Annotated in this window: 21 protein-coding genes and 2 tRNA genes; 16 read left to right on the forward strand and 7 right to left on the reverse strand. The window is 55.4% G+C overall.

Annotated elements, in window-relative coordinates; genetic code table 11:
* Positions 1-56: 56 nt before the first annotated feature.
* Both AC0TNG_RS01670 and AC0TNG_RS01675 read left to right on the forward strand, forming a co-directional pair.
* A tRNA-Asp gene (locus AC0TNG_RS01670) sits at positions 57-133 on the forward strand.
* Positions 134-185: 52 nt separating this feature from the next.
* Positions 186-261 (forward strand) — tRNA-Trp (locus tag AC0TNG_RS01675).
* A gap of 99 nt (positions 262-360) precedes the next feature.
* Here the strand turns inward: AC0TNG_RS01675 and hdfR are convergent.
* Positions 361-1,182, reverse strand: coding sequence for an HTH-type transcriptional regulator HdfR (gene hdfR / locus AC0TNG_RS01680; protein ID WP_024907953.1), 822 nt, complete (start codon positions 1,180-1,182; stop codon positions 361-363).
* A 118-nt stretch (positions 1,183-1,300) separates the two neighbouring features.
* On the opposite strand from hdfR, the gene AC0TNG_RS01685 reads away from it, so the two are divergent.
* The gene (locus tag AC0TNG_RS01685; RefSeq protein WP_008501577.1) at positions 1,301-1,639 is read left to right on the forward strand and encodes a MaoP family protein; all 339 of its coding nucleotides are present in this window, start codon (positions 1,301-1,303) and stop codon (positions 1,637-1,639) included.
* A gap of 30 nt (positions 1,640-1,669) precedes the next feature.
* Here the strand turns inward: AC0TNG_RS01685 and AC0TNG_RS01690 are convergent, their stop codons facing one another.
* A complete protein-coding gene (locus tag AC0TNG_RS01690; protein WP_267217773.1) occupies positions 1,670-3,190 on the reverse strand; it encodes a YifB family Mg chelatase-like AAA ATPase in 1,521 nt (506 codons plus the stop codon).
* Between the two features lie 341 nt (positions 3,191-3,531).
* Here AC0TNG_RS01690 and ilvL point away from each other — a divergent pair, with 341 nt between their 5' ends.
* The 7 genes from ilvL to ilvA all read left to right on the forward strand — a co-directional run bounded on the left by ilvL (position 3,532) and on the right by ilvA (position 10,082).
* Positions 3,532-3,630 carry an ilv operon leader peptide gene (gene ilvL, locus AC0TNG_RS01695; protein ID WP_001311244.1) on the forward strand — a complete coding sequence of 33 codons (99 nt, stop codon included), beginning with the start codon at positions 3,532-3,534 and terminating at the stop codon, positions 3,628-3,630.
* Between the two features lie 86 nt (positions 3,631-3,716).
* Positions 3,717-3,767, forward strand: coding sequence for a peptide IlvX (gene ilvX, locus AC0TNG_RS01700; protein WP_166792073.1), 51 nt, complete (start codon positions 3,717-3,719; stop codon positions 3,765-3,767).
* 2 nt (positions 3,768-3,769) lie between these two features.
* Positions 3,770-5,416, forward strand: a complete 1,647-nt coding sequence (gene ilvG / locus AC0TNG_RS01705; RefSeq protein WP_370884607.1) for an acetolactate synthase 2 catalytic subunit — start codon at positions 3,770-3,772, stop codon at positions 5,414-5,416.
* Complete coding sequence (gene ilvM / locus AC0TNG_RS01710; RefSeq protein WP_024907956.1) at positions 5,413-5,676, forward strand: acetolactate synthase 2 small subunit; 264 nt, start codon at positions 5,413-5,415, stop codon at positions 5,674-5,676. The genes ilvG and ilvM overlap by 4 nt, the downstream gene beginning before the upstream one ends.
* Before the next feature lie 18 nt (positions 5,677-5,694).
* Entirely contained in the window at positions 5,695-6,624 is a 930-nt protein-coding gene (ilvE, locus tag AC0TNG_RS01715; protein WP_023309654.1) for a branched-chain-amino-acid transaminase, read from the forward strand.
* A gap of 60 nt (positions 6,625-6,684) precedes the next feature.
* Entirely contained in the window at positions 6,685-8,535 is a 1,851-nt protein-coding gene (gene ilvD / locus AC0TNG_RS01720) for a dihydroxy-acid dehydratase (protein ID WP_032646098.1), read from the forward strand.
* 2 nt (positions 8,536-8,537) lie between these two features.
* Positions 8,538-10,082 carry a threonine ammonia-lyase, biosynthetic gene (gene ilvA, locus AC0TNG_RS01725; RefSeq protein ID WP_024907958.1) on the forward strand — a complete coding sequence of 515 codons (1,545 nt, stop codon included), beginning with the start codon at positions 8,538-8,540 and terminating at the stop codon, positions 10,080-10,082.
* Between the two features lie 33 nt (positions 10,083-10,115).
* Here the strand turns inward: ilvA and ilvY are convergent, their stop codons facing one another.
* Positions 10,116-11,006 carry an HTH-type transcriptional activator IlvY gene (gene ilvY, locus AC0TNG_RS01730; RefSeq protein ID WP_023333829.1) on the reverse strand — a complete coding sequence of 297 codons (891 nt, stop codon included), beginning with the start codon at positions 11,004-11,006 and terminating at the stop codon, positions 10,116-10,118.
* A gap of 152 nt (positions 11,007-11,158) precedes the next feature.
* Between ilvY and ilvC the strand changes: the two genes are divergently transcribed.
* The gene (gene ilvC / locus AC0TNG_RS01735; RefSeq protein ID WP_090420900.1) at positions 11,159-12,634 is read left to right on the forward strand and encodes a ketol-acid reductoisomerase; all 1,476 of its coding nucleotides are present in this window, start codon (positions 11,159-11,161) and stop codon (positions 12,632-12,634) included.
* 86 nt (positions 12,635-12,720) lie between these two features.
* Here ilvC and ppiC (AC0TNG_RS01740) read toward each other — a convergent pair whose 3' ends face one another.
* Complete coding sequence (gene ppiC, locus AC0TNG_RS01740) at positions 12,721-13,002, reverse strand: peptidylprolyl isomerase PpiC (protein WP_008501570.1); 282 nt, start codon at positions 13,000-13,002, stop codon at positions 12,721-12,723.
* A gap of 50 nt (positions 13,003-13,052) precedes the next feature.
* A complete protein-coding gene (ppiC, locus tag AC0TNG_RS01745) occupies positions 13,053-13,334 on the reverse strand; it encodes a peptidylprolyl isomerase PpiC (protein ID WP_004886860.1) in 282 nt (93 codons plus the stop codon).
* A gap of 112 nt (positions 13,335-13,446) precedes the next feature.
* Between ppiC (AC0TNG_RS01745) and rep the strand changes: the two genes are divergently transcribed.
* Complete coding sequence (gene rep / locus AC0TNG_RS01750) at positions 13,447-15,471, forward strand: DNA helicase Rep (protein WP_032646096.1); 2,025 nt, start codon at positions 13,447-13,449, stop codon at positions 15,469-15,471.
* A gap of 51 nt (positions 15,472-15,522) precedes the next feature.
* Here rep and gppA read toward each other — a convergent pair whose 3' ends face one another.
* On the reverse strand, positions 15,523-17,007 hold the full coding sequence (gene gppA, locus AC0TNG_RS01755; protein ID WP_024907961.1) for a guanosine-5'-triphosphate,3'-diphosphate diphosphatase: 1,485 nt from the start codon (positions 17,005-17,007) through the stop codon (positions 15,523-15,525).
* A gap of 5 nt (positions 17,008-17,012) precedes the next feature.
* The gene (gene rhlB, locus AC0TNG_RS01760) at positions 17,013-18,281 is read right to left on the reverse strand and encodes an ATP-dependent RNA helicase RhlB (RefSeq protein ID WP_021242834.1); all 1,269 of its coding nucleotides are present in this window, start codon (positions 18,279-18,281) and stop codon (positions 17,013-17,015) included.
* A gap of 144 nt (positions 18,282-18,425) precedes the next feature.
* Between rhlB and trxA the strand changes: the two genes are divergently transcribed.
* The 4 genes from trxA (at position 18,426) to wzzE (ending at position 22,766) form a co-directional block, all read left to right on the forward strand.
* Positions 18,426-18,755, forward strand: coding sequence for a thioredoxin TrxA (gene trxA, locus AC0TNG_RS01765; protein WP_006179218.1), 330 nt, complete (start codon positions 18,426-18,428; stop codon positions 18,753-18,755).
* A gap of 345 nt (positions 18,756-19,100) precedes the next feature.
* Positions 19,101-20,360 carry a transcription termination factor Rho gene (gene rho, locus AC0TNG_RS01770; RefSeq protein ID WP_008501566.1) on the forward strand — a complete coding sequence of 420 codons (1,260 nt, stop codon included), beginning with the start codon at positions 19,101-19,103 and terminating at the stop codon, positions 20,358-20,360.
* Positions 20,361-20,602: 242 nt separating this feature from the next.
* Entirely contained in the window at positions 20,603-21,706 is a 1,104-nt protein-coding gene (gene wecA / locus AC0TNG_RS01775; protein WP_024907962.1) for a UDP-N-acetylglucosamine--undecaprenyl-phosphate N-acetylglucosaminephosphotransferase, read from the forward strand.
* A gap of 13 nt (positions 21,707-21,719) precedes the next feature.
* Positions 21,720-22,766, forward strand: coding sequence for an ECA polysaccharide chain length modulation protein (wzzE, locus tag AC0TNG_RS01780; RefSeq protein WP_024907963.1), 1,047 nt, complete (start codon positions 21,720-21,722; stop codon positions 22,764-22,766).
* Position 22,767 lies beyond the last annotated feature (1 nt).

A 22,767-nucleotide genomic window follows, 5' to 3' on the forward strand; every position in this document is an offset into this window, starting at 1 on the left:
ATCAAATTAAGTAGTAAGCCGGTGCATAAATCCGGTGGTTACAAGCAGTCTTCGGTGGAGCGGTAGTTCAGTCGGTTAGAATACCTGCCTGTCACGCAGGGGGTCGCGGGTTCGAGTCCCGTCCGTTCCGCCACTTATTAAGACATTAAGCCTGCCTTATCGGCAGGCTTAATGGCAAAAACTTTAGGGGCGTAGCTCAGTTGGTAGAGCACCGGTCTCCAAAACCGGGTGTCGCGAGTTCGAGTCTCTCCGCCCCTGCCATATAGAATCCTTTGCTTCGGCAAAGGATTTTTTTTGCCTGAAACGCTGCAGAAAACGCTCTTCTTAATTTTTCAGCCAGCATTCCTGCTGGCTGATGTATCAATCCATTACATTGATTTTTAACAGATCTTTTATCTGTGATTGCTTATCACTGTTTTGCAGCCAAATCGCATACAGCGGCCTGGTAAGCGTGGTGGAATCCAGCACCGTATGCAGCCCCGCTTTAGTATCTGCCCAGCGCACAGGTAACCAGGTACAACCTCTCAGCAAGGGCAGCTGCTGACAGGCGATCTCTGCAGAGCTGGTCGTTAACTGCGGAACATCATCAGGTGCGATCAATCCCGTCTCATGCTGCTGGAAATCTGGCCCCCATTCCAGGCGCAAATAGGTCAGGTCTGCCTTCATCATTGAAGGTTCAGAGGCATAAAGCGCCAGTCCAAACTGACCCACAATCTGGCTGCTAAATTCGTCCATCTTGGGGGCTTCGGTTGTGATCAGAAGATCAAGCTGGCGCTCATGAAGTTGCTTAACCAGCGACTGCCGTTGCGCAATCCTGGCTTCGAATTGCAGGTGACTGTGTGAATGATAAAGCCGGGTAAGCCACTGACTTAGCATACATTCCCACAGGGAAGCGCTGGCCCCTATCGAGAACTCATTATGCCTCGACGTATGTGCCACCTCTTTGCGTGCCGCCTGCCAGGTATTCATGAGTGTTTCAGCGTACGGCAGCAGTTTCTCGCCGGCAGGCGTTAAGCGAATATTGTTACGATGGCGGGTAAAAAGATTCACACCCAGTTGATTTTCCAGCTGTCGAATACGAAAACTGACGGCTGACTGCGTCAGGTAAAGGGCTTCAGCTGCTCGCCCAAAGTGGCGTGTTCTGCTCACTTCAAGGAAAGTTTTAAGCAATTCCGTATCCACATCTTTCTCCGCAAAATTATTTGTCGTTATGATTTAAATGTTTTGTTTTACACTCTGTCAAGCGTAACTAATACTCCGCGCCATAAATAGCTCGGCCAAAGAATTAGGAGCGTGTAGGATGGCGGAAAGCTTTACGACGACTAATCGTTTTTTCGACAATAAACATTATCCGCGCGGGTTCTCTCGTCACGGCGATTTCACCATCAAAGAAGCTCAACTGCTTGAGCGCCATGGTTATGCCTTTAACGAGCTGGATCTGGGTAAGCGTGAACCTGCAACCGAAGACGAAAAACAGTTTGTTTCTGTTTGCCGTGGTGAGCGTGAGCCGCAGTCTGAAGCGGAACGTGTGTGGATCAAGTACATGGCGCGCATTAAGCGTCCAAAGCGCTTCCATACGCTGTCTGGCGGTAAGCCGCAGATGGAAGGTGCAGAAGACTACACCGAGTCTGATGACTAAGATGATAAGAAGGGGCTACGGCCCCTTTTTTTATGCCAGCAACTTCTGCAGATGCAGCAGCAAACGATCGATAGCGCGATAGCTCAGCGCCTCCTGCAAATGTTTCCTCTCAATGTCAGTGCACCCCTCTACGTCAGCAATGGTTCTGGCCACTTTCAACAAACGCTGCCACGCACGTATGGATAGCCCGAACCGCGTCAACGTCTCCTCCAGCCATCCCGCATCCTCAATGTTAAGAGAACAAAACTGCCGGATCCCGGCATTATCCAGCCGCGCATTTAGCCTGTTCTGACGGGCGTACTGCCGCTTCTGGGCTGTAATCACCCGCTCGCGTACCTCTGCTGAGCTTTCACCCGTGATGCCCGTTTGCCTGAGCAGGCCCGGTGGAGGAAGCGGGATTTCGAGAGATAAATCGAAACGGTCGAGGAACGGACCGGATAACTTACCGAGATAGCGCAATGTCTGCTCTGGCGTACAGCGGTTATGGTTGCCCTGGTAGTGGCCCGTCGGGCTGGGATTCATCGCAGCGACCAGCTGAAACTGCGCGGGATAGCTTATTTTGGCCCGCGTGCGTGAGATATGTATCTCGCCGGATTCAATGGGCTCCCGCAGTGCATCCAGCACGCGGCGCTCAAACTCCGGCAATTCATCAAGAAACAGAATGCCATTGTGTGCCAGCGAGATCTCACCCGGCCCGGGGATAGACCCACCGCCGACCATTGCCGTCAGTGAAGCGCTATGATGTGGGGAACGAAAAGGGCGACGGCGCCACTGTTTTTGCAACGATGCAGAACTGATGAGGCTGTATATGGCGGCACTTTCCAGCGCTTCATGATTATTGAGCGGTGGAAGCAACCCACTCAATCTGCTCGCCAACATGGTTTTACCCGTACCCGGCGGACCAATTAACAGAAGATTGTGTCCCCCTGCAGCCGTAATCTCCAGCGCCCGTTTCCCTTGCTCCTGCCCCATAATCTCGCTGAGATCCTCTGGAGCATCCGCTATAACATCATCACACTCCTCCGGCTCGGACAGTTCATGCCGCCCTTCCAGCCATGCACAAACTTCCTGTAAATGCCCCGCGATGAGGCATCCTTTTTCCGCGATAAGACTCACTTCTGATGCGTTTTCATTGGCTACAATGATTTGCCGCCCTGCACGTATGGCTTCCAGCGCTCCCGATATCGCCCCGGGAACGCCTCTTAACGCGCCTGTAAGCGCGAGTTCGCCAACGAACTCATACGAGCCTAGCCGTGTCGTATTAAGCTGCTCAGAAGCCGCGAGAAGGGCAATTGCGATAGGTAAATCGTATCGTCCCCCCTCTTTAGGCAGATCGGCAGGAGCAAGGTTGATGGTGATCTTCTTCGCGGGGAAGGCATAACCGCTATTTATTATTGCGCTGCGGACGCGATCCCTGGCCTCTTTAACCGTCGTTTCAGGTAACCCGACAAGCGTGAGTCCGGGTAGCCCGTTACTCAAATGAACCTCGACGGAAACAAGCGGTGCCTTTACCCCGAGAGCCGCACGCGTATAAACAACTGACAGTGACATTTGCACTACCTCCTGGTGTGACTATGTCAGTGCTCGTTATGTTTGTTTATTGCCATTTCGCGAATTTACGCCGCTTGTTCAGGGATTTTAATGGCGCATTGCAACAATTTCATAATCATGGAAAGCTCCTCGCAGAACGAAAAAATCCTGTTTTGACGGTTAGCGCCACAGTAAAAAAATGAAAAATATTCATTTTCTAATTTCCGTATATAAAACAACGCTTTTAAGAAATGTGATTCGCGGACTAACCAAATCCGTCATAAATAAATCTTGTGTTTAATTTGAAAACTGTGATAACTCTTTAGGTATTCCTTCGAACAAGATGCAAAACGAACTGAAAAATGACAGCCCTTCTACGAGTGATTAGCCTGGTCGTGATTAGCGTGGTGGTGATTATTATCCCACCGTGCGGGGCTGCACTTGGACGAGGAAAGGCTTAGAAATCAAGCCTTAACGAACTAAGACCCCCGCACCGAAAGGTCCGGGGGTTTTTTTATGACTAAAAAACGCAGATGAGGAGCAGAGAATGACGACTAGCACAAAATTCTGTTTCTCCCGATTTATGACGGGGAACTAACTATGAATGGGGCACAGTGGGTAGTACATGCGTTGCGCGCGCAGGGAGTCGAGACAGTATTCGGTTATCCAGGTGGCGCAATTATGCCGATTTACGATGCACTGTATGACGGCGGCGTGGAACATCTCTTGTGCCGACACGAGCAGGGCGCAGTGATGGCGGCCATTGGTTACGCCCGCGCGACCGGTAAAACCGGCGTGTGTATGGCGACGTCAGGCCCTGGCGCAACTAACCTGATCACCGGCCTGGCTGACGCGCTGCTGGATTCTGTTCCCGTTGTCGCCATCACCGGGCAGGTGGCGTCTCCGTTCATCGGTACCGACGCTTTCCAGGAAGTCGACGTCCTCGGTTTATCGCTGGCCTGCACCAAACACAGCTTCCTCGTCCAGTCTCTGGAAGAGCTGCCGCGCGTAATGGCAGAAGCGTTCGAAGTGGCAAACTCAGGTCGTCCTGGTCCGGTTCTGGTCGATATCCCGAAAGATATCCAGGTGGCATTCGGCGATTTGGAACCGCACTTCTCAACCGTTGAAAGCGACAATGCGTTTCCGGATGCGGAAGTTGAAGAGGCGCGTCAGATGCTGGCGCAGGCGAAACAGCCGATGCTGTACGTCGGCGGTGGCGTCGGCATGGCGCAGGCCGTCCCAGCCCTGCGCGAATTTATCGCAACAACGCAGATGCCAGCGACCTGTACGCTGAAAGGTCTCGGTGCCGTCGACGCGGATTACCCATACTATCTGGGCATGCTGGGGATGCACGGCACCAAAGCGGCAAACCTGGCGGTGCAGGCGTGCGATCTGCTCATCGCCGTAGGTGCCCGTTTTGACGACCGCGTCACCGGCAAGCTGAATACCTTTGCGCCGAACGCCAAAGTGATCCATATGGATATCGACCCGGCGGAGATGAACAAGCTGCGTCAGGCGCACGTTGCCCTGCAGGGCGATCTCAACGCGCTGTTACCGGCATTGCAGCAGCCGCTGGATATCAATGCATGGCGTCAGCACACCGCAGACATGCGCGCCGAGCACGCCTGGCGTTACGACCACCCCGGCGAGGCCATCTACGCGCCGCTGCTGTTGAAGCAGTTGTCCGACCGTAAACCGGCTGACAGCGTCGTCACCACCGACGTAGGCCAGCACCAGATGTGGTCCGCGCAGCACATGACCTACACCCGCCCGGAAAACTTCATCACTTCCAGCGGGTTAGGGACGATGGGCTTCGGTCTGCCAGCTGCCGTTGGCGCACAGGTTGCCCGCCCGAACGATACTGTTATCTGTATCTCCGGTGACGGCTCCTTCATGATGAACGTTCAGGAGCTCGGCACCGTTAAGCGTAAGCAGTTGCCGCTGAAGATCGTGTTGCTCGACAACCAGCGTTTAGGGATGGTTCGTCAGTGGCAACAGCTGTTCTTCCAGGAGCGCTACAGCGAAACGACGCTCACCGATAACCCCGATTTCCTCACCCTGGCCAGCGCCTTTGGCATCCCTGGTCAGCACATCACCCGTAAAGATCAGGTTGAAGCGGCGCTCGACACCATGCTGAACAGCGAGGGGCCTTACCTGCTTCATGTCTCAATCGATGAACTCGAGAACGTCTGGCCGCTGGTACCGCCTGGTGCCAGTAACTCACAAATGATGGAGAAATTATCATGATGCAGCATCAGGTCGCCGTACAGGCTCGCTTCAACCCGGAAACCTTAGAACGCGTTTTGCGCGTGGTGCGTCATCGTGGTTTTCAGATTTGCTCTATGAATATGGAGACGGCCACTGACGCCCGGAATATCAGTATCGAATTAACCGTTGCCAGCCCGCGGTCGGTCGACTTACTGTTTAGTCAGTTATCAAAGCTGGTAGACGTTGCCCATGTTGCCATCTGCCAGAGCACAACCACATCACAACAAATCCGCGCTTAAGCGTGACAGGACGAAAAAATGACGACAAAAAAAGCTGATTACATTTGGTTCAACGGTGAGATGGTTCGCTGGGAGGACGCGAAGGTCCACGTGATGTCCCACGCGCTGCATTACGGTACCTCCGTGTTTGAAGGCATCCGCTGCTACGATTCTCACAAAGGGCCAGTGGTGTTCCGCCATCGCGAACACATGCAGCGTCTGCATGACTCAGCCAAAATTTATCGTTTCCCGGTTTCCCAGAGCGTCGACGAGCTGATGGAAGCCTGTCGCGACGTGATTCGCAAGAACAACCTGACCAGCGCCTATATTCGCCCGCTGGTGTTTGTGGGCGACGTCGGTATGGGAGTGAACCCGCCCGCTGGCTATACCACGGATGTGATCATTGCCGCGTTCCCATGGGGTGCCTACCTGGGTGCAGAAGCCCTGGAGCAGGGGATCGACGCAATGGTCTCTTCCTGGAACCGCGTTGCGCCAAACACCATCCCGACCGCCGCGAAAGCGGGCGGTAACTACCTCTCTTCACTGCTGGTCGGTAGCGAAGCGCGCCGTCACGGCTATCAGGAAGGTATCGCCCTGGACGTAAACGGCTACATCTCCGAAGGCGCAGGTGAAAACCTGTTTGAAGTGAAAGACGGCATCCTGTTCACGCCGCCGTTCACCTCGTCCGCGCTGCCGGGCATCACCCGTGATGCCATCATCAAGCTGGCGAAAGATCTGGGTATCGAAGTGCGCGAGCAGGTGCTGTCTCGCGAATCCCTGTACCTGGCGGATGAAGTCTTTATGTCCGGTACCGCGGCTGAAATCACGCCGGTGCGCAGCGTAGACGGTATCCAGGTGGGCGAAGGCCGCTGTGGCCCGGTCACCAAACGCATTCAGCAAGCGTTCTTTGGCCTCTTCACCGGCGAAACAGAAGATAAATACGGCTGGTTGGATCAGGTTAATCACTAAGTATAAATTTGGGACGGCACGCACCGTCCCATTACATAGTCAGACGGGAGTAAATAAAGCATGCCTAAGTATCGTTCAGCCACCACCACCCACGGCCGTAACATGGCGGGTGCCCGCGCACTGTGGCGCGCCACCGGAATGACCGACGCCGATTTCGGTAAGCCAATTATCGCCGTGGTGAACTCCTTCACCCAGTTCGTTCCGGGCCACGTGCACCTGCGCGATCTGGGTAAGCTGGTTGCCGAGCAAATCGAGGCCTCCGGCGGCGTGGCGAAAGAGTTCAACACCATTGCGGTGGATGACGGTATCGCGATGGGGCACGGGGGCATGCTCTATTCACTGCCGTCGCGCGAACTGATCGCCGACTCGGTGGAGTACATGGTTAACGCCCACTGCGCCGATGCAATGGTCTGTATCTCCAACTGCGACAAAATCACTCCGGGGATGCTGATGGCCTCCCTGCGCCTTAATATTCCGGTGATCTTCGTCTCCGGTGGCCCAATGGAAGCGGGGAAAACCAAGCTCTCCGACAAAATCATCAAGCTCGACCTGGTTGATGCGATGATCCAGGGTGCGGATCCGAAAGTCTCTGACGAGCAGAGCGACCAGGTTGAGCGCTCCGCGTGTCCGACCTGCGGCTCCTGTTCCGGTATGTTCACCGCCAACTCCATGAACTGCCTGACCGAAGCGCTGGGCCTTTCTCAGCCGGGCAACGGCTCGCTGCTGGCGACCCACGCCGACCGTAAGCAGCTGTTCCTCAATGCCGGTAAACGTATCGTTGAGCTGACCAAACGCTACTACGAGCAGGACGACGCCAGCGCGCTGCCGCGCAGCATCGCCAGCAAAGCGGCGTTCGAGAACGCCATGACCCTGGATATCGCCATGGGCGGTTCCACCAATACCGTTCTGCACCTGCTGGCCGCCGCGCAGGAAGCCGAAATCGACTTCACCATGAGCGATATCGACAAGCTGTCCCGTAAAGTGCCGCAGCTGTGTAAGGTCGCGCCGAGTACGCAGAAGTACCACATGGAAGACGTGCACCGTGCCGGTGGCGTCATCGGTATCCTCGGCGAGCTGGATCGCGCCGGGCTGCTGAACCGTGACGTGAAAAACGTCCTCGGCCTGACGTTGCCTGAGTCGCTGGACCAATACGACGTGATGCTGACCAAAGACGACGCGGTGAAAAAAATGTTCCGCGCGGGTCCTGCCGGTATTCGCACCACCCAGGCGTTCTCGCAGGACTGTCGCTGGGATACCCTGGACGATGACCGCGCCGAAGGCTGCATCCGCTCGCTGGAACACGCCTACAGCAAAGACGGCGGCCTGGCCGTGCTGTACGGTAACTTTGCGGAAAATGGCTGCATCGTGAAGACCGCTGGCGTGGACGACAGCATCCTGAAATTCACCGGTCCGGCGAAAGTGTACGAAAGCCAGGATGAAGCGGTAGACGCTATCCTGGGCGGTAAAGTGGTGGAAGGCGACGTGGTTGTCATCCGTTATGAAGGGCCGAAAGGCGGCCCGGGCATGCAGGAGATGCTCTACCCAACCACCTTCCTGAAATCGATGGGCCTCGGTAAAGCCTGCGCGCTGATCACCGACGGGCGTTTCTCCGGCGGCACCTCTGGTCTCTCCATCGGCCACGTTTCACCGGAAGCAGCAAGCGGCGGCAACATTGCCATCATCGAAGACGGCGACCTGATCGAAATCGACATTCCGAATCGTGGCATTCAGCTCAAGCTTACCGACCAGGAGATCGCGGCCCGTCGTGAAGCCCAGGAGGCCCGCGGCGACAAAGCCTGGACGCCGAAAGATCGCCAGCGCGAAGTCTCCTTCGCCCTGCGCGCCTACGCGAGCCTTGCCACCAGTGCAGATAAAGGCGCGGTGCGCGATAAATCGAAACTTGGGGGCTAATGATGGCCGAGTCACAACCCTTATCCGCCGCCCCCGAGGGGGCGGAATACCTGAGAGCGGTGCTGCGCGCGCCGGTCTATGAAGCCGTGCAGGTTACGCCCCTGCAGAAAATGGAAAAACTCTCTTCGCGCCTCGACAACGTGATCCTGGTCAAGCGCGAAGACCGTCAGCCGGTGCACAGCTTCAAGCTGCGCGGCGCCTACGCGATGATGGCCGGGCTGACCGACGAGCAGAAAGCGCGCGGCGTGATTACCGCCTCGGCGGGCAACCACGCCCAGGGCGTTGCGTTCTCGTCTGCCCGTCTGGGGCTGAAAGCGCTGATCGTGATGCCGGTCGCAACCGCGGACATCAAAGTCGATGCGGTGCGAGGTTTCGGCGGCGAAGTGCTGCTCCACGGGGCTAACTTCGACGAAGCCAAAGCCAAAGCGATCGAGCTGGCGCAGCAGCAGGGTTTCACCTGGGTGCCGCCGTTCGACCACCCGATGGTGATTGCCGGGCAGGGCACGCTGGCGCTTGAACTGCTACAGCAGGATGCCCATCTCGATCGCGTGTTTGTGCCGGTCGGCGGCGGCGGCCTGGCTGCGGGCGTGGCGGTGCTGATCAAACAGCTGATGCCGCAGATCAAAGTCATCGCCGTTGAAGCGGAAGACTCTGCCTGCCTGAAAGCGGCGCTGGATGCGGGTCACCCGGTAGATCTGCCGCGCGTCGGGCTGTTTGCCGAGGGCGTGGCGGTGAAGCGCATTGGGGATGAAACCTTCCGCCTGTGCCAGGAATATCTCGACGATATCGTCACGGTTGATAGCGATGCTATCTGCGCGGCGATGAAAGATCTGTTCGAGGATGTGCGCGCGGTGGCGGAACCTTCCGGCGCGCTGGCGCTGGCGGGGATGAAAAAATACATCGCGCAGCACAACATCCGCGGCGAGCGGCTGGCGCACGTGCTGTCTGGTGCCAACGTGAACTTCCACGGCCTGCGCTACGTTTCCGAGCGCTGCGAGCTGGGCGAACAGCGTGAAGCGCTGCTGGCGGTGACCATCCCGGAAGAGAAGGGCAGCTTCCTGAAGTTCTGTCAGCTGCTGGGTGGTCGTTCTGTGACGGAATTTAACTACCGTTTTGCCGATGCCAAAGACGCCTGTATTTTTGTCGGCGTGCGTCTGAGCCGTGGCGTGGAGGAGCGCAAAGAGATCCTCAACCTGCTGCATGAGGGCGGCTACAGCGTGGTCGATCTCTCTGACGACGAGATGGCGAAGCTGCACGTGCGCTACATGGTTGGCGGGCGTCCATCGAAGCCGCTCAGGGAACGTCTGTTCAGCTTCGAGTTCCCGGAATCGCCGGGCGCGCTGCTCAAGTTCCTGCACACGCTGGGCACGCACTGGAACATCTCTCTGTTCCACTACCGCAGCCACGGCACCGACTACGGGCGCGTGCTGGCGGCGTTTGAACTGGGCGAGCACGAGCCGGATTTCGAAACACGGCTGAACGAGCTGGGCTATGAGTGTCACGACGAAACCCATAACCCGGCCTTCCGCTTCTTCCTCGCGGGCTAAGGTCTGGCCGGGTAAGCGCAGCGCCACCCGGCTTTAGTGGTTCGGCAATATCGTCCAGAACGCATCAATAAGCGGCTCATGCAGCCGCTTTTTTTGTGCGCACACGCCAAGCTCAAACGGCGTCTTCTCGTCGCTGCGCTCCAGAATCATTACGCGATTGCGCACCGGTTCCGGGCTATTTTCCAGCACCACTTCCGGCAGCAGCGCCACGCCGCAGCCCAGCGCCACCATCGACACCATCGCTTCATGGCCGCTGACGGTAGCGTAAATCGACGGGTTGCTGATTTTCTGACGGCGGAACCACAGCTCGATGCGGCGACGCACCGGCCCCTGATCGGCCATGATAAACGGCACCGTGGACCAGTCCGGTTTTTCCACCGACACCTGATTACGCACCGGGCAGGGCAGCGCGGGGGCAATCAGTACTACTGCCAGATTCTCCAGCATCGAGAATGCCACCGCGCCCGGCAGGGTTTCCGGCTTCCCGGCAATGGCGAGATCCGCTTCGCCCGTCACCACTTTCTCCATTGCGTCGGAGGCGTCGCCGGTAGTGAGTTTAATTTCAACCGACGGATGCGCCGCGCGGAAGCGGTCGAGAATGGGCGGCAGATGGCTATAGGCGGCGGTCACGGAGCAGAAAATATGCAGCTCACCGGAAAGTGACGGCCCCTGCTGGTCAATCGAGTGACGCAGCTGCTGGTACTGCAACAGCGTCTGCTGGGCAAAAATGCGCAACTCTTCGCCCGCTTCCGTGAGGGTGACGGTGCGGTTGTCGCGCACGAACAGCGGCTGGCCGAGGTCTTCCTCAAGGCGCTGGATCTGGCGCGAAAGCGTGGAGGGGCTAACGTGCATCGCCCGCGCGCTGCGGCCAAAGTGACGGCTTTCCGCCAGGTGCAGGAACATTTTCAGATCGCGTAAATCCACTGATTCCACTCCCTCTTTTTATATTGCAAAAATTGCAACGTGACGTTGTGAATATATCAATTTCCGCAATAAATTTCCTGTTGTAATGTGGGTACATTCTCGCTGAAACGCGAACCGAACAATAAGACACACAACATCACGAGGTATCACCCATGGCTAACTACTTTAATACACTGAACTTGCGCCAACAGCTGGCGCAGCTGGGCAAATGCCGCTTCATGGCGCGCGACGAATTTGCCGATGGCGCGAGCTACCTTCAGGGTAAAAAAGTGGTCATCGTCGGCTGTGGCGCACAGGGTCTGAACCAGGGCCTGAACATGCGTGACTCCGGTCTGGATATCTCCTACGCCCTGCGTAAAGAAGCGATTGCCGAGAAGCGTGCTTCCTGGCGTAAAGCGACCGAAAACGGCTTCAAAGTGGGTACCTACGAAGAGCTGATCCCGCAGGCGGATCTGGTGGTTAACCTGACCCCGGACAAACAGCACTCAGACGTTGTGCGTTCCGTACAGCCGCTGATGAAAGACGGTGCCGCGCTGGGTTACTCCCACGGCTTCAACATCGTTGAAGTGGGCGAGCAGATCCGTAAAGACATCACCGTAGTGATGGTGGCACCGAAGTGTCCGGGTACGGAAGTACGCGAAGAGTACAAGCGTGGCTTCGGCGTGCCGACGCTTATCGCAGTTCACCCGGAAAACGATCCGAAAGGCGAAGGCATGGCGATTGCCAAAGCATGGGCAGCGGCGACCGGCGGCCACCGTGCGGGCGTGCTGGAATCGTCCTTCGTTGCCGAAGTGAAATCTGACCTGATGGGCGAGCAGACCATTCTGTGCGGCATGCTGCAGGCCGGTTCTCTGCTGTGCTTCGACAAGCTGGTGGAAGAGGGTACCGACCCGGCCTACGCGGAAAAACTGATTCAGTTCGGCTGGGAAACCATCACCGAAGCGCTGAAGCAGGGCGGTATTACGCTGATGATGGACCGTCTGTCCAACCCGGCAAAACTGCGTGCTTACGCGCTGTCTGAACAGCTGAAAAACATCATGGCGCCGCTGTTCCAGAAACACATGGACGACATCATCTCCGGCGAGTTCTCTTCCGGTATGATGGCGGACTGGGCGAACGACGATAAGAAACTGCTGACCTGGCGTGAAGAGACCGGTAAGACTGCGTTCGAAACCGCGCCGCAGTATGAAGGTAAAATCGGCGAGCAGGAGTACTTCGATAAAGGCGTCCTGATGATCGCGATGGTGAAAGCAGGCGTTGAGCTGGCGTTCGAAACCATGGTGGATTCCGGCATCATCGAAGAGTCTGCGTACTACGAATCACTGCACGAGCTGCCGCTGATTGCGAACACCATCGCCCGTAAGCGTCTGTACGAAATGAACGTGGTGATCTCTGATACCGCAGAATACGGTAACTACCTGTTCTCTTACGCCTGCGTACCGCTGCTGAAAGAGTTTATGACCACTCTGCAGACGGGCGATCTGGGCAAAGCGATTGCTGAAGGTGCCGTGGACAACGCGCAGCTGCGCGACGTGAACGAAGCGATTCGCAGCCACCAGATCGAGAAAGTGGGTCACAAACTGCGTGGCTACATGACCGATATGAAGCGTATCGCGGTAGCGGGCTAACAATCTTGTCGGGTGGCGCTTCGCTTACCCGACCTACAAAACCGTAAGATGTAGGCCGGGTAAGGCGCAGCCGCCACCCGGCTTTTTTATTTGCGATACAGCACTTTAATCACGTGGTAGCCGAACTGCGTGTGCAGCGGGCCGGTTGGCTCCAGCACCGGGCAGGAGAAGACCACTTTATCGAACGCCGGTACCATCTGACCCTGGCGGAATTCACCCAGATCGCCGCCGCGTTTGCCTGACGGACAGATAGAGTGCTTCTTCGCCAGTTTGCCGAAGTCGGCGCCGTTTTTGATCTGCTCCAGAAGATCCAGAGCCAGTTTCTCTTCTTTAACAAGAATATGCAGTGCTGCTGCTGTTTTTGCCATGATCGTGCCTTGAATAGGTTGAGATAAATCGGGGCGCAATATACCACGCGTCAGCGGCGATAAAGCACCTTAATGATATGGTAGCCAAATTTGGTTTTTACCGGGCCGTAGGGCTTCAGAAGCGGGCAGCTAAAGACCGCCTGATCGAACGGGCCGACCATCGCACCTTGTTGAAACTCCCCAAGATCGCCGCCATTGCGCCCGGACGGGCATTTAGAGTAACGCTTCGCCAGATGATCAAAGCTGATGCCGCGCTCCAGCTTGGCCAGGATCTCCTGAGCCAGTTTCTCTTCTTTTACCAGAATATGCAGGGCTGCTGCGGTCTTTTTCATGGTTCTGCTCTAAGGTTTAAACGCGATTTCTCCACTTTATCATTAGCCGGTAAATCTGCGACCGGCTTTCTGCTACAATCCACACCCCGTTCGAAGATTGAGCAATACTCCCATGCGTTTAAACCCTGGACAACAACAAGCGGTCGAATTCGTTACTGGACCATGCCTGGTGCTGGCAGGGGCCGGTTCGGGTAAAACCCGCGTGATCACCAACAAAATCGCCCATCTGATCCACAACTGCGGGTATCAGGCGCGACACATTGCGGCGGTCACCTTTACCAATAAAGCGGCGCGCGAGATGAAAGAGCGTGTCGGTCAGACGCTGGGCCGTAAAGAGGCGCGCGGCCTGATGATCTCCACCTTCCACACGCTGGGGCTGGATATCATCAAACGCGAGTATGCGGCGCTGGGAATGAAGTCCAACTTCTCGCTCTTCGATGACACCGATCAGGTGGCGCTGCTCAAAGAGCTCACCGAGGGGCTGATCGAAGATGATAAAGTGCTGTTGCAGCAGCTGATCTCGACGATCTCGAACTGGAAAAACGATCTGATGACGCCGGCCCAGGCCGCGGCGATCGCCAAAGGCGAACGGGATCGCATCTTCGCCCACTGCTACGGTCTGTACGATGCACATATGAAAGCGTGCAACGTGCTGGACTTCGACGACCTGATCCTGCTGCCGACGCTGCTGCTGCAGCGTAATGAAGAGGTGCGCGAGCGCTGGCAGAACAAAATCCGTTACCTGCTGGTGGATGAGTATCAGGACACCAACACCAGCCAGTACGAGCTGGTGAAGCTGCTGGTGGGGCAGCGCGCGCGTTTTACCGTGGTAGGCGACGACGACCAGTCAATTTACTCCTGGCGCGGCGCGCGCCCGCAAAACCTGGTGCTGCTGAGCAAAGATTTCCCGGCGCTGCAGGTGATTAAGCTGGAACAGAACTATCGCTCCTCCGGGCGTATCCTGAAAGCAGCTAACATCCTGATTGCCAATAACCCGCACGTGTTTGAGAAGCGTCTCTTCTCCGAACTGGGCTACGGTACGGAGCTGAAAGTGCTCAGCGCCAACAATGAGGATCATGAAGCGGAGCGCGTGACGGGCGAACTCATCGCCCACCACTTCGTCAACAAAACTGAATATAAGGATTACGCGATCCTCTATCGCGGCAATCACCAGTCGCGCGTCTTTGAAAAGATGCTGATGCAGAACCGCATTCCGTACAAAATCTCGGGCGGCACGTCGTTCTTCTCACGACCAGAAATCAAAGATCTGCTGGCCTACCTGCGCGTACTCACGAACCCGGATGACGACAGCGCGTTTCTGCGCATCGTGAATACGCCAAAACGCGAGATTGGCCCGGCGACGCTGCAAAAGCTCGGCGAGTGGGCGATGACCCGCAACAAAAGTATGTTTACCGCCAGCTTCGACATGGGGCTGAGCCAGACGTTAACCGGACGCGGGTATGATTCATTAACGCGATTCACCCACTGGCTTGGCGAAGTGCAACGTCTCGCGGAGCGCGAGCCGGTGGCGGCGGTGCGCGATCTTATTCACGGCATCGACTATGAGTCCTGGCTGTACGAAACGTCGGCCAGCCCGAAAGCGGCTGAGATGCGCATGAAGAACGTTAACCAGCTCTTCAGCTGGATGACCGAAATGCTGGAGGGCTCCGAAATCGACGAGCCGATGACCCTGACGCAGGTGGTCACCCGCTTTACCCTGCGCGACATGATGGAGCGGGGCGAGAGCGAAGAAGAGGCCGATCAGGTTCAGCTGATGACGCTGCATGCGTCAAAAGGTCTGGAGTTCCCGTATGTCTATCTGGTCGGTATGGAAGAGGGGTTGTTACCGCATCAGAGCAGCATTGATGAAGACAACGTCGACGAGGAGCGCCGCCTGGCCTACGTGGGGATCACCCGCGCGCAGAAAGAGCTGACGTTCACGCTGTGTAAAGAGCGCCGTCAGTATGGCGAACTTGTCCGCCCGGAGCCGAGCCGTTTTCTGCTGGAGCTGCCGCAGGATGACGTGATCTGGGAACAGGAGCGCAAAGTGATTACCGCAGAAGAGCGGATGCACAAGGGGCAGGCTAACGTGGCAAACATCCGCGCCATGCTGGCAAAAGCCAAAGAGAAAGGATAATGATGAGTAGGCCGGGTAAGGCGAAGCCGCCACCCGGCAATGTTCAGCGTATTACTTCACTTCCAGCACCCAGTGCACATAGCTCTGCCACTGGCACTCCTGCTCGATCATCTCTGCCCCAAGCGGGTGACGATCAATCCAGTTCTCCGGTAACGTCAGCGAAAGCTTCTCGTCATCGGCCACCAGACTAATGGCGGGCAGCAAATCATCGCGGCGGCGGCTGGCAAACAGGATCGCCAGACGCAGCAGGCGGCACAGATGCTCGGCCACGCGCGGCGGTACGGCGTTTTGCTGATGCAAAGACGAGAGATCAACGGCATTGGTCTGGTTCAGCAGCAGCGTTGCCAGCAATTTTTTCTGCGCGGGCGTATAGCCCGGTAAATCCAGGTTGCGCACCAGATACGCTGCATGAGCCGGTGCCTGCTTAAAATCAATGCTCAGCCCCACTTCATGTAGCGCACAGGCGCTTAGCAATAAATCCCGGCTCAGAGGATCAAGATCCCAGACGTTAGCGACCTGATCGGCGAAGCGTGACGCCAGCTGCGATACGCGTCCTGCCTGATCGATATCAACCAGAAAACGACGCTGCACGTTGCGCAGGGTACGGCTGCGGATATCCTGATCGACCGACAGATGCAGCATCCCGTAGACCAGACCTTCGCGCAACGCGCCGCCGGCCAGGGTCATACACTGGATGTTCAGCTCGGTGAAAATAGCGATAAGAATGGCCAGTCCGCTCGGGAAGACCAGCGCGCGCTCCAGCGTCAGGCCTTCAATTTCCAGCTCTTCCAGGCGTCCGCACTGAATGGCGCGTTGTTTCAGCTGCTGAAGTTTGGCAAGCGTAATCCGTTCGTCCATTCCCTGCGCCATCATGATTTCCTGCAGAGCCTGCACGGTACCCGACGCACCCACGCAGACTTTCCAGCCGTGATAGCGCAGCTCGTCCATCACCGGGCGTAACACTTCGCGCGCAGCGTTCTCTGCCTCGTCGAAGTTCTCTTTACCCAGATTACGATCGGTAAAGTAGCGCTCAAGCCAGGTCACGCAGCCCATCGACAGGCTGAACAGCGACGTTGCCTGCGCGCCGGTGCCGGTCACAAGCTCGGTACTGGCACCGCCGATATCCACTACCAGGCGACGATCGTCACCCCCCGTGGTGTGTGCAACACCCTGATAAATCAGGCGAGCTTCTTCTTCACCGCTGATAACCTGAACCGGACAACCGAGAATTTCCTGCGCTCTGGCAATAAAATCCACGGCGTTAACCGCCAGGCGGAGTGTCGCAGTGGCGACCACGGTGATTTGGGCATGCGGGATATCCTGCAGACGCTCGGCAAAGAGCCGCAGACACTGCCAGCCACGTTCCATGGCTTCAGGTGAGAGGTGATTGTCGCTGCTCAGGCCCGCCGCGAGGCGGACCTTGCGCTTAATGCGCGTCAGCGTTTGTATGCTTCCCGCCACCTCGCGCACAACCAGCATATGAAAACTATTCGAACCGAGATCAATTGCCGCATAAAGCGAGGTGGAGCTGAGCATATTTTTTAACCTGAACGACGACGATTACGCGGTGCGCCGCCTGAACGACGCGGACCATTGCCGGAGCGTGGGCGGGTTAGACGCTTAGGCGGCGGCAGTTCGCTTAACAGCGCTTCCGGATTGTATTTGCTCTGCGGAATAGAGTGACCGATATAAGTCTCAATGGCTGGAAGATTCAGCGCATACTCTTCACACGCAAGGCTAATCGAGTGACCGCTTGCGCCCGCACGACCGGTTCGACCGATACGGTGTACGTAGTCTTCGCAGTCGTCTGGCAGATCGTAGTTAAAGACGTGCGTCACGGCCGGAATGTGTAAACCACGTGCCGCCACGTCGGTTGCGACCAGAATATCGAGATCGCCACGGGTAAATTCTTCAAGAATGCGCAGGCGTTTTTTCTGCGCCACGTCGCCGGTCAGCAGGCCAACACGGTGACCGTCTGCAGCCAGATGGCCCCAGATGTCTTCACAACGGTGTTTGGTGTTCGCGAAGATAATGGCGCGATCGGGCCATTCTTCTTCGATCAGAGTTTGCAGCAGACGCATTTTCTCTTCATTGGAAGGATAGAAGAGCTCTTCTTTAATGCGGTGACCCGTTTTCTGCTCCGGTTCCACTTCCACGTATTCGGCGTTGTTCATCTGTTCGAACGCCAGTTCGCGCACACGGTAGGAGAGGGTTGCAGAGAACAGCATATTCAGGCGCTGGTTAGCTGGAGGCATACGGCGGAACAGCCAGCGGATATCTTTAATGAAGCCCAGATCGTACATGCGGTCAGCTTCATCGAGCACCACAACCTGGATTGCACCGAGGTTAATGTGGTTCTGTTTAGCGTAGTCGATAAGACGGCCGGTGGTACCGATCAGGATATCCACACCGCTTTCCAGCACTTTCAGCTGTTTATCGTAGCCGTCGCCGCCATAGGCCAGTCCAAGCTTAAGGCCGGTAGCCTGCGCCAGGGGTTCAGCGTCTGCATGGATCTGTACCGCCAGTTCTCGCGTCGGGGCCATAATTAGCGCGCGCGGCTGGTTAACTTTGCGGTCTGCAATCGCTGGGTGAGAAAGTAAATAATGAAACGTTGACGTTAAAAACGCCATCGTTTTGCCGGTACCGGTTTGCGCCTGCCCGGCAACATCGCGACCGGCCAGCGTCAGCGGCAGCGCGAGGGCCTGAATGGGCGTGCAGTTATGAAACCCTTTATTTTCAAGGGCTTCAATCACCTTCGGGTGCAGCGCGAAGTCGGAAAACTTCTGTTCTGTTAAATGTGTTTTGCTCATAGTGTGGTAGAATATCAGCTTACTATTGCTTTACGAAAGCGTATCCGGTGAAATAAAGTCAACCTTTAGTTGGTTAATGCGACATCAACACGTCGTTGGTGGAGACAAAACCAACGTACCAGGCTTATTCCTGTGGAGTTATATATGAGCGATAAAATTATTCACCTGACTGACGACAGTTTTGACACGGACGTACTTAAGGCTGACGGGCTGATCCTCGTCGATTTCTGGGCTGAATGGTGTGGTCCTTGCAAAATGATCGCCCCGATTCTGGATGAGATCGCCGACGAATATCAGGGCAAACTGACCGTTGCCAAGCTGAACATCGACCAGAACCCGGGCACCGCACCAAAATACGGTATCCGTGGCATTCCGACCCTGCTGCTGTTCAAAAACGGCGAAGTGGCGGCGACCAAAGTGGGCGCGCTGTCCAAAGGTCAACTGAAAGAGTTCCTGGACGCTAACCTGGCGTAAGGTTTCTCCGCTGTGCGTTCAGAGCTCCCGGCTAAATGATGTGGAACTCTGGACGCCCGGCTGAAGTCGTGCTAAGTTAGCTATGACTTCGTTTTAAACATATCTTGTTGTTTGAATCTTGTTTTACCCGATACTTCCCGTTGTTGACATGAACAGTGCGTGAAGTGGCTAAATTCCGGGCTTGTCACTCAATCCGTCTTGTCGTTTCAGTTCTGCGTTCTTTCCCTGTGACCAGACAGCGAACAGACATGAGTTGATGGCCGCTAAACAGGCATGGATGACCCTGCCATACCATTCACAACATTAAGTTCGAGAATCACCCCGAGTTTAAGAACCCACACCATTATGAATCTTACCGAATTAAAGAATACGCCGGTTTCTGAGCTGATCACTCTCGGCGAAAATATGGGGCTGGAAAACCAGGCTCGTATGCGCAAGCAGGACATCATTTTCGCCATCCTGAAGCAGCACGCTAAGAGTGGCGAAGATATCTTTGGCGACGGTGTGCTGGAGATATTGCAAGACGGATTTGGTTTCCTCCGCTCTGCAGACAGCTCCTACCTCGCCGGCCCTGACGACATCTACGTATCCCCCAGCCAAATCCGCCGTTTCAACCTCCGCACTGGTGACACCATTTCAGGTAAGATTCGTCCTCCTAAAGAGGGTGAACGCTACTTTGCGCTGTTGAAAGTCAATGAAGTTAACTTCGACAAACCAGAAAACTCGCGTAATAAGATCCTCTTTGAGAACTTAACGCCGCTGCACGCGAACTCTCGCCTGCGCATGGAGCGTGGTAACGGTTCTACCGAAGACTTAACCGCACGTGTTCTGGATCTGGCATCACCTATTGGTCGCGGCCAGCGTGGTCTGATTGTGGCGCCGCCAAAAGCGGGTAAAACCATGCTGCTGCAGAACATCGCGCAGAGCATCGCCTATAACCACCCAGACTGTGTGCTGATGGTGCTGCTGATTGACGAACGTCCGGAAGAAGTGACCGAGATGCAGCGTCTGGTTAAAGGTGAAGTGGTTGCTTCAACCTTCGATGAGCCAGCCTCTCGCCACGTTCAGGTTGCGGAAATGGTTATCGAGAAGGCAAAACGCCTGGTTGAGCACAAGAAAGACGTGATCATCCTGCTCGACTCCATCACCCGTCTGGCGCGTGCCTATAACACCGTGGTGCCAGCGTCTGGTAAAGTGCTGACCGGTGGTGTGGATGCTAACGCCCTGCATCGTCCGAAACGCTTCTTCGGTGCTGCACGTAACGTGGAAGAGGGCGGCAGCCTGACCATCATCGCGACGGCGCTGATCGATACCGGTTCCAAAATGGACGAAGTGATTTACGAAGAGTTTAAAGGTACAGGCAACATGGAACTGCACCTCTCTCGTAAGATCGCTGAAAAACGCGTCTTCCCGGCTATCGACTACAACCGTTCCGGTACCCGTAAAGAAGAGCTGCTCACCACTCAGGAAGAGCTGCAGAAAATGTGGATCCTGCGCAAAATCATCCATCCAATGGGTGAAATCGACGCGATGGAATTCCTCATTAACAAACTGGCGATGACCAAAACCAACGACGATTTCTTCGACATGATGAAACGCTCGTAACGCAAATAAAGCCAGCGAACGCCACGTTTTTACGTGGCGTTTTTCTTTTATGGACTATACGCTAGTACCACCTACTCCCAATTTTGACCGGTCAGTGCGACAATAGGGCCGTTTATGCAGCAAAAGAAATAATTGATTGAAAAATATACAAAGGGAGTTGTAAGAAGCCATCTTTATTACTTCTGAGGCTGTGGCTTCATGGTTATACTTCCGGGACTAACATTTGTTGAGAGCAATCCATTGTGAATCTATTCACCGCCGTTACTGAACTGATCAGTATTTTTTTATTCACAACCTGTTTTTTGTTCATTGCGCGTAAGGTGGCAAAACGAATAGGGTTGGTGGATAAGCCTAATTTTCGTAAACGCCATCAGGGACTTATTCCTTTAGTCGGCGGGATATCTGTTTACGCAGGAATTTGCTTCACGTTTGGTATTGCCGATTATTATATACCGCATGCCGCCCTCTACATTGCCTGCGCCGGTGTCCTGGTGTTAGTCGGGGCTCTTGATGACCGGTTTGATATCGCGGTGAAAATACGCGCCACCGTTCAGGCGGGCATTGGCGTGGTGATGATGGTTGTGGGCGGACTGTATCTGCGAAGCCTCGGCTATGTGTTTGGCCCCTGGGAGTTAGTTCTGGGCCCATTTGGCTTCTTCCTGACACTCTTTGCCGTCTGGGCGGCAATCAATGCTTTCAACATGGTGGATGGCATTGACGGCCTGCTCGGTGGGTTGTCATCCGTCTCGTTCGCCGCTATCGGCATTATTTTATGGTTTGATGGCCAGTACAGTCTGGCAATGTGGTGTTTCGCCATGATTGCCGCCATTCTGCCTTATATCCTCTTAAACCTCGGTGTGCTGGGCCGTCGCTATAAAGTCTTTATGGGAGACGCGGGCAGTACGCTGATTGGTTTTACGGTTATCTGGATCCTGCTTGAAACCACTCAGGGCCAGACCCATCCGATAAGCCCTGTAACAGCGCTGTGGATTATTGCCATTCCATTAATGGATATGGTGGCGATTATGTACCGCCGCCTGCGCAAAGGAATGAGTCCTTTCTCTCCCGACCGCCAACACATTCATCATCTCATCATGCGTGCGGGTTTTACATCTCGTCAGGCGTTTGTACTGATTACGCTGGCCGCCGCTATTTTAGCCGCGATTGGTGTAGCTGCAGAATATTCCCATATTATTCCTGAGTGGGTTATGTTGGCATTATTCTTGCTGGCATTTTTCCTGTACGGCTACTGCATTAAGCGCGCATGGAAAGTGGCGCGATTTATTAAACGTCTTAAACGCAGGATGCGTCGTAACAGTGGCAAAAATACAACATTAACTAAGTAAAACCGGGACTATGATGACTCAACCGTTGGCGGGAGCGAAATCAGTGGTAACTGAGAATGAACTGGATATTCGGGGTTTGTTTCGCGTGTTATGGGCAGGCAAACTTTGGATTGCCGGGATCGCGCTGGGGTTTGCACTGTTAGCGCTGGCCTATACATTCTTTGCAAAACAAGAGTGGAGCGCCACGGCAATCACGGACAAACCAACGGTTAATATGCTCGGGGGATACTATTCCCAGCAGCAATTCCTGCGAAATCTGGATATCAAAGCCAGTCTTGCAACGCCAGACCAGGCCTCCGTTATGGATGAAGCCTATAAAGAGTTTGTGATGCAGCTGGCTTCATGGGATACCCGCCGCGATTTCTGGTCCCAGACGGATTACTACAAGCAGCGTCGGGTTGATAACACCAAAGCCGATGCCGCCCTGCTGGACGATCTGATTAACAATATCCAGTTTATGCCGGGCGATGCGTTGCGTAACGTGAATGACAGCGTCAAGCTAATTGCAGAAACTGCGCCGGATGCCAACAACCTGTTGCGTCAGTATGTTGCGTTTGCCAGTCAGCGTGCAGCAAGCCATCTTAACGAAGAGCTTAAAGGCGCCTGGGCGGCTCGTACCATCCAGATGAAAGCGCAGGTGAAACGTCAGGAAGAGGTGGCTAAAGCCATTTTTGCTCGTCGTGTACACAATATTGAGCAGGCGCTGAAAATTGCGGAACAGCACAATATTTCCCGTACTGAAACGGATGTACCGGCTGATGAGCTGCCTGATTCAGAGATGTTCCTCCTTGGTCGCCCCATGCTGCAGGCGCGTCTGGAAAACCTGAAGGCCGTTGGGCCTGATTTTGACCTCGATTACGATCAAAATCGCGCGATGCTCAATACGCTTAATGTCGGTCCATCCCTGGACCCGCGTTTTCAGACCTATCGTTATTTGCGAACGCCTGAAGAACCTGTAAAACGCGATAGTCCGCGTCGTGCATTCCTGATGATCATGTGGGGGATTGTAGGCGCACTGACGGGCGCTGGCGTGGCGTTAACGCGTCGTCGCAAAAACTAAG

The sequence above is a fragment of the Enterobacter sp. PL_is514 genome (assembly GCF_055816715.1).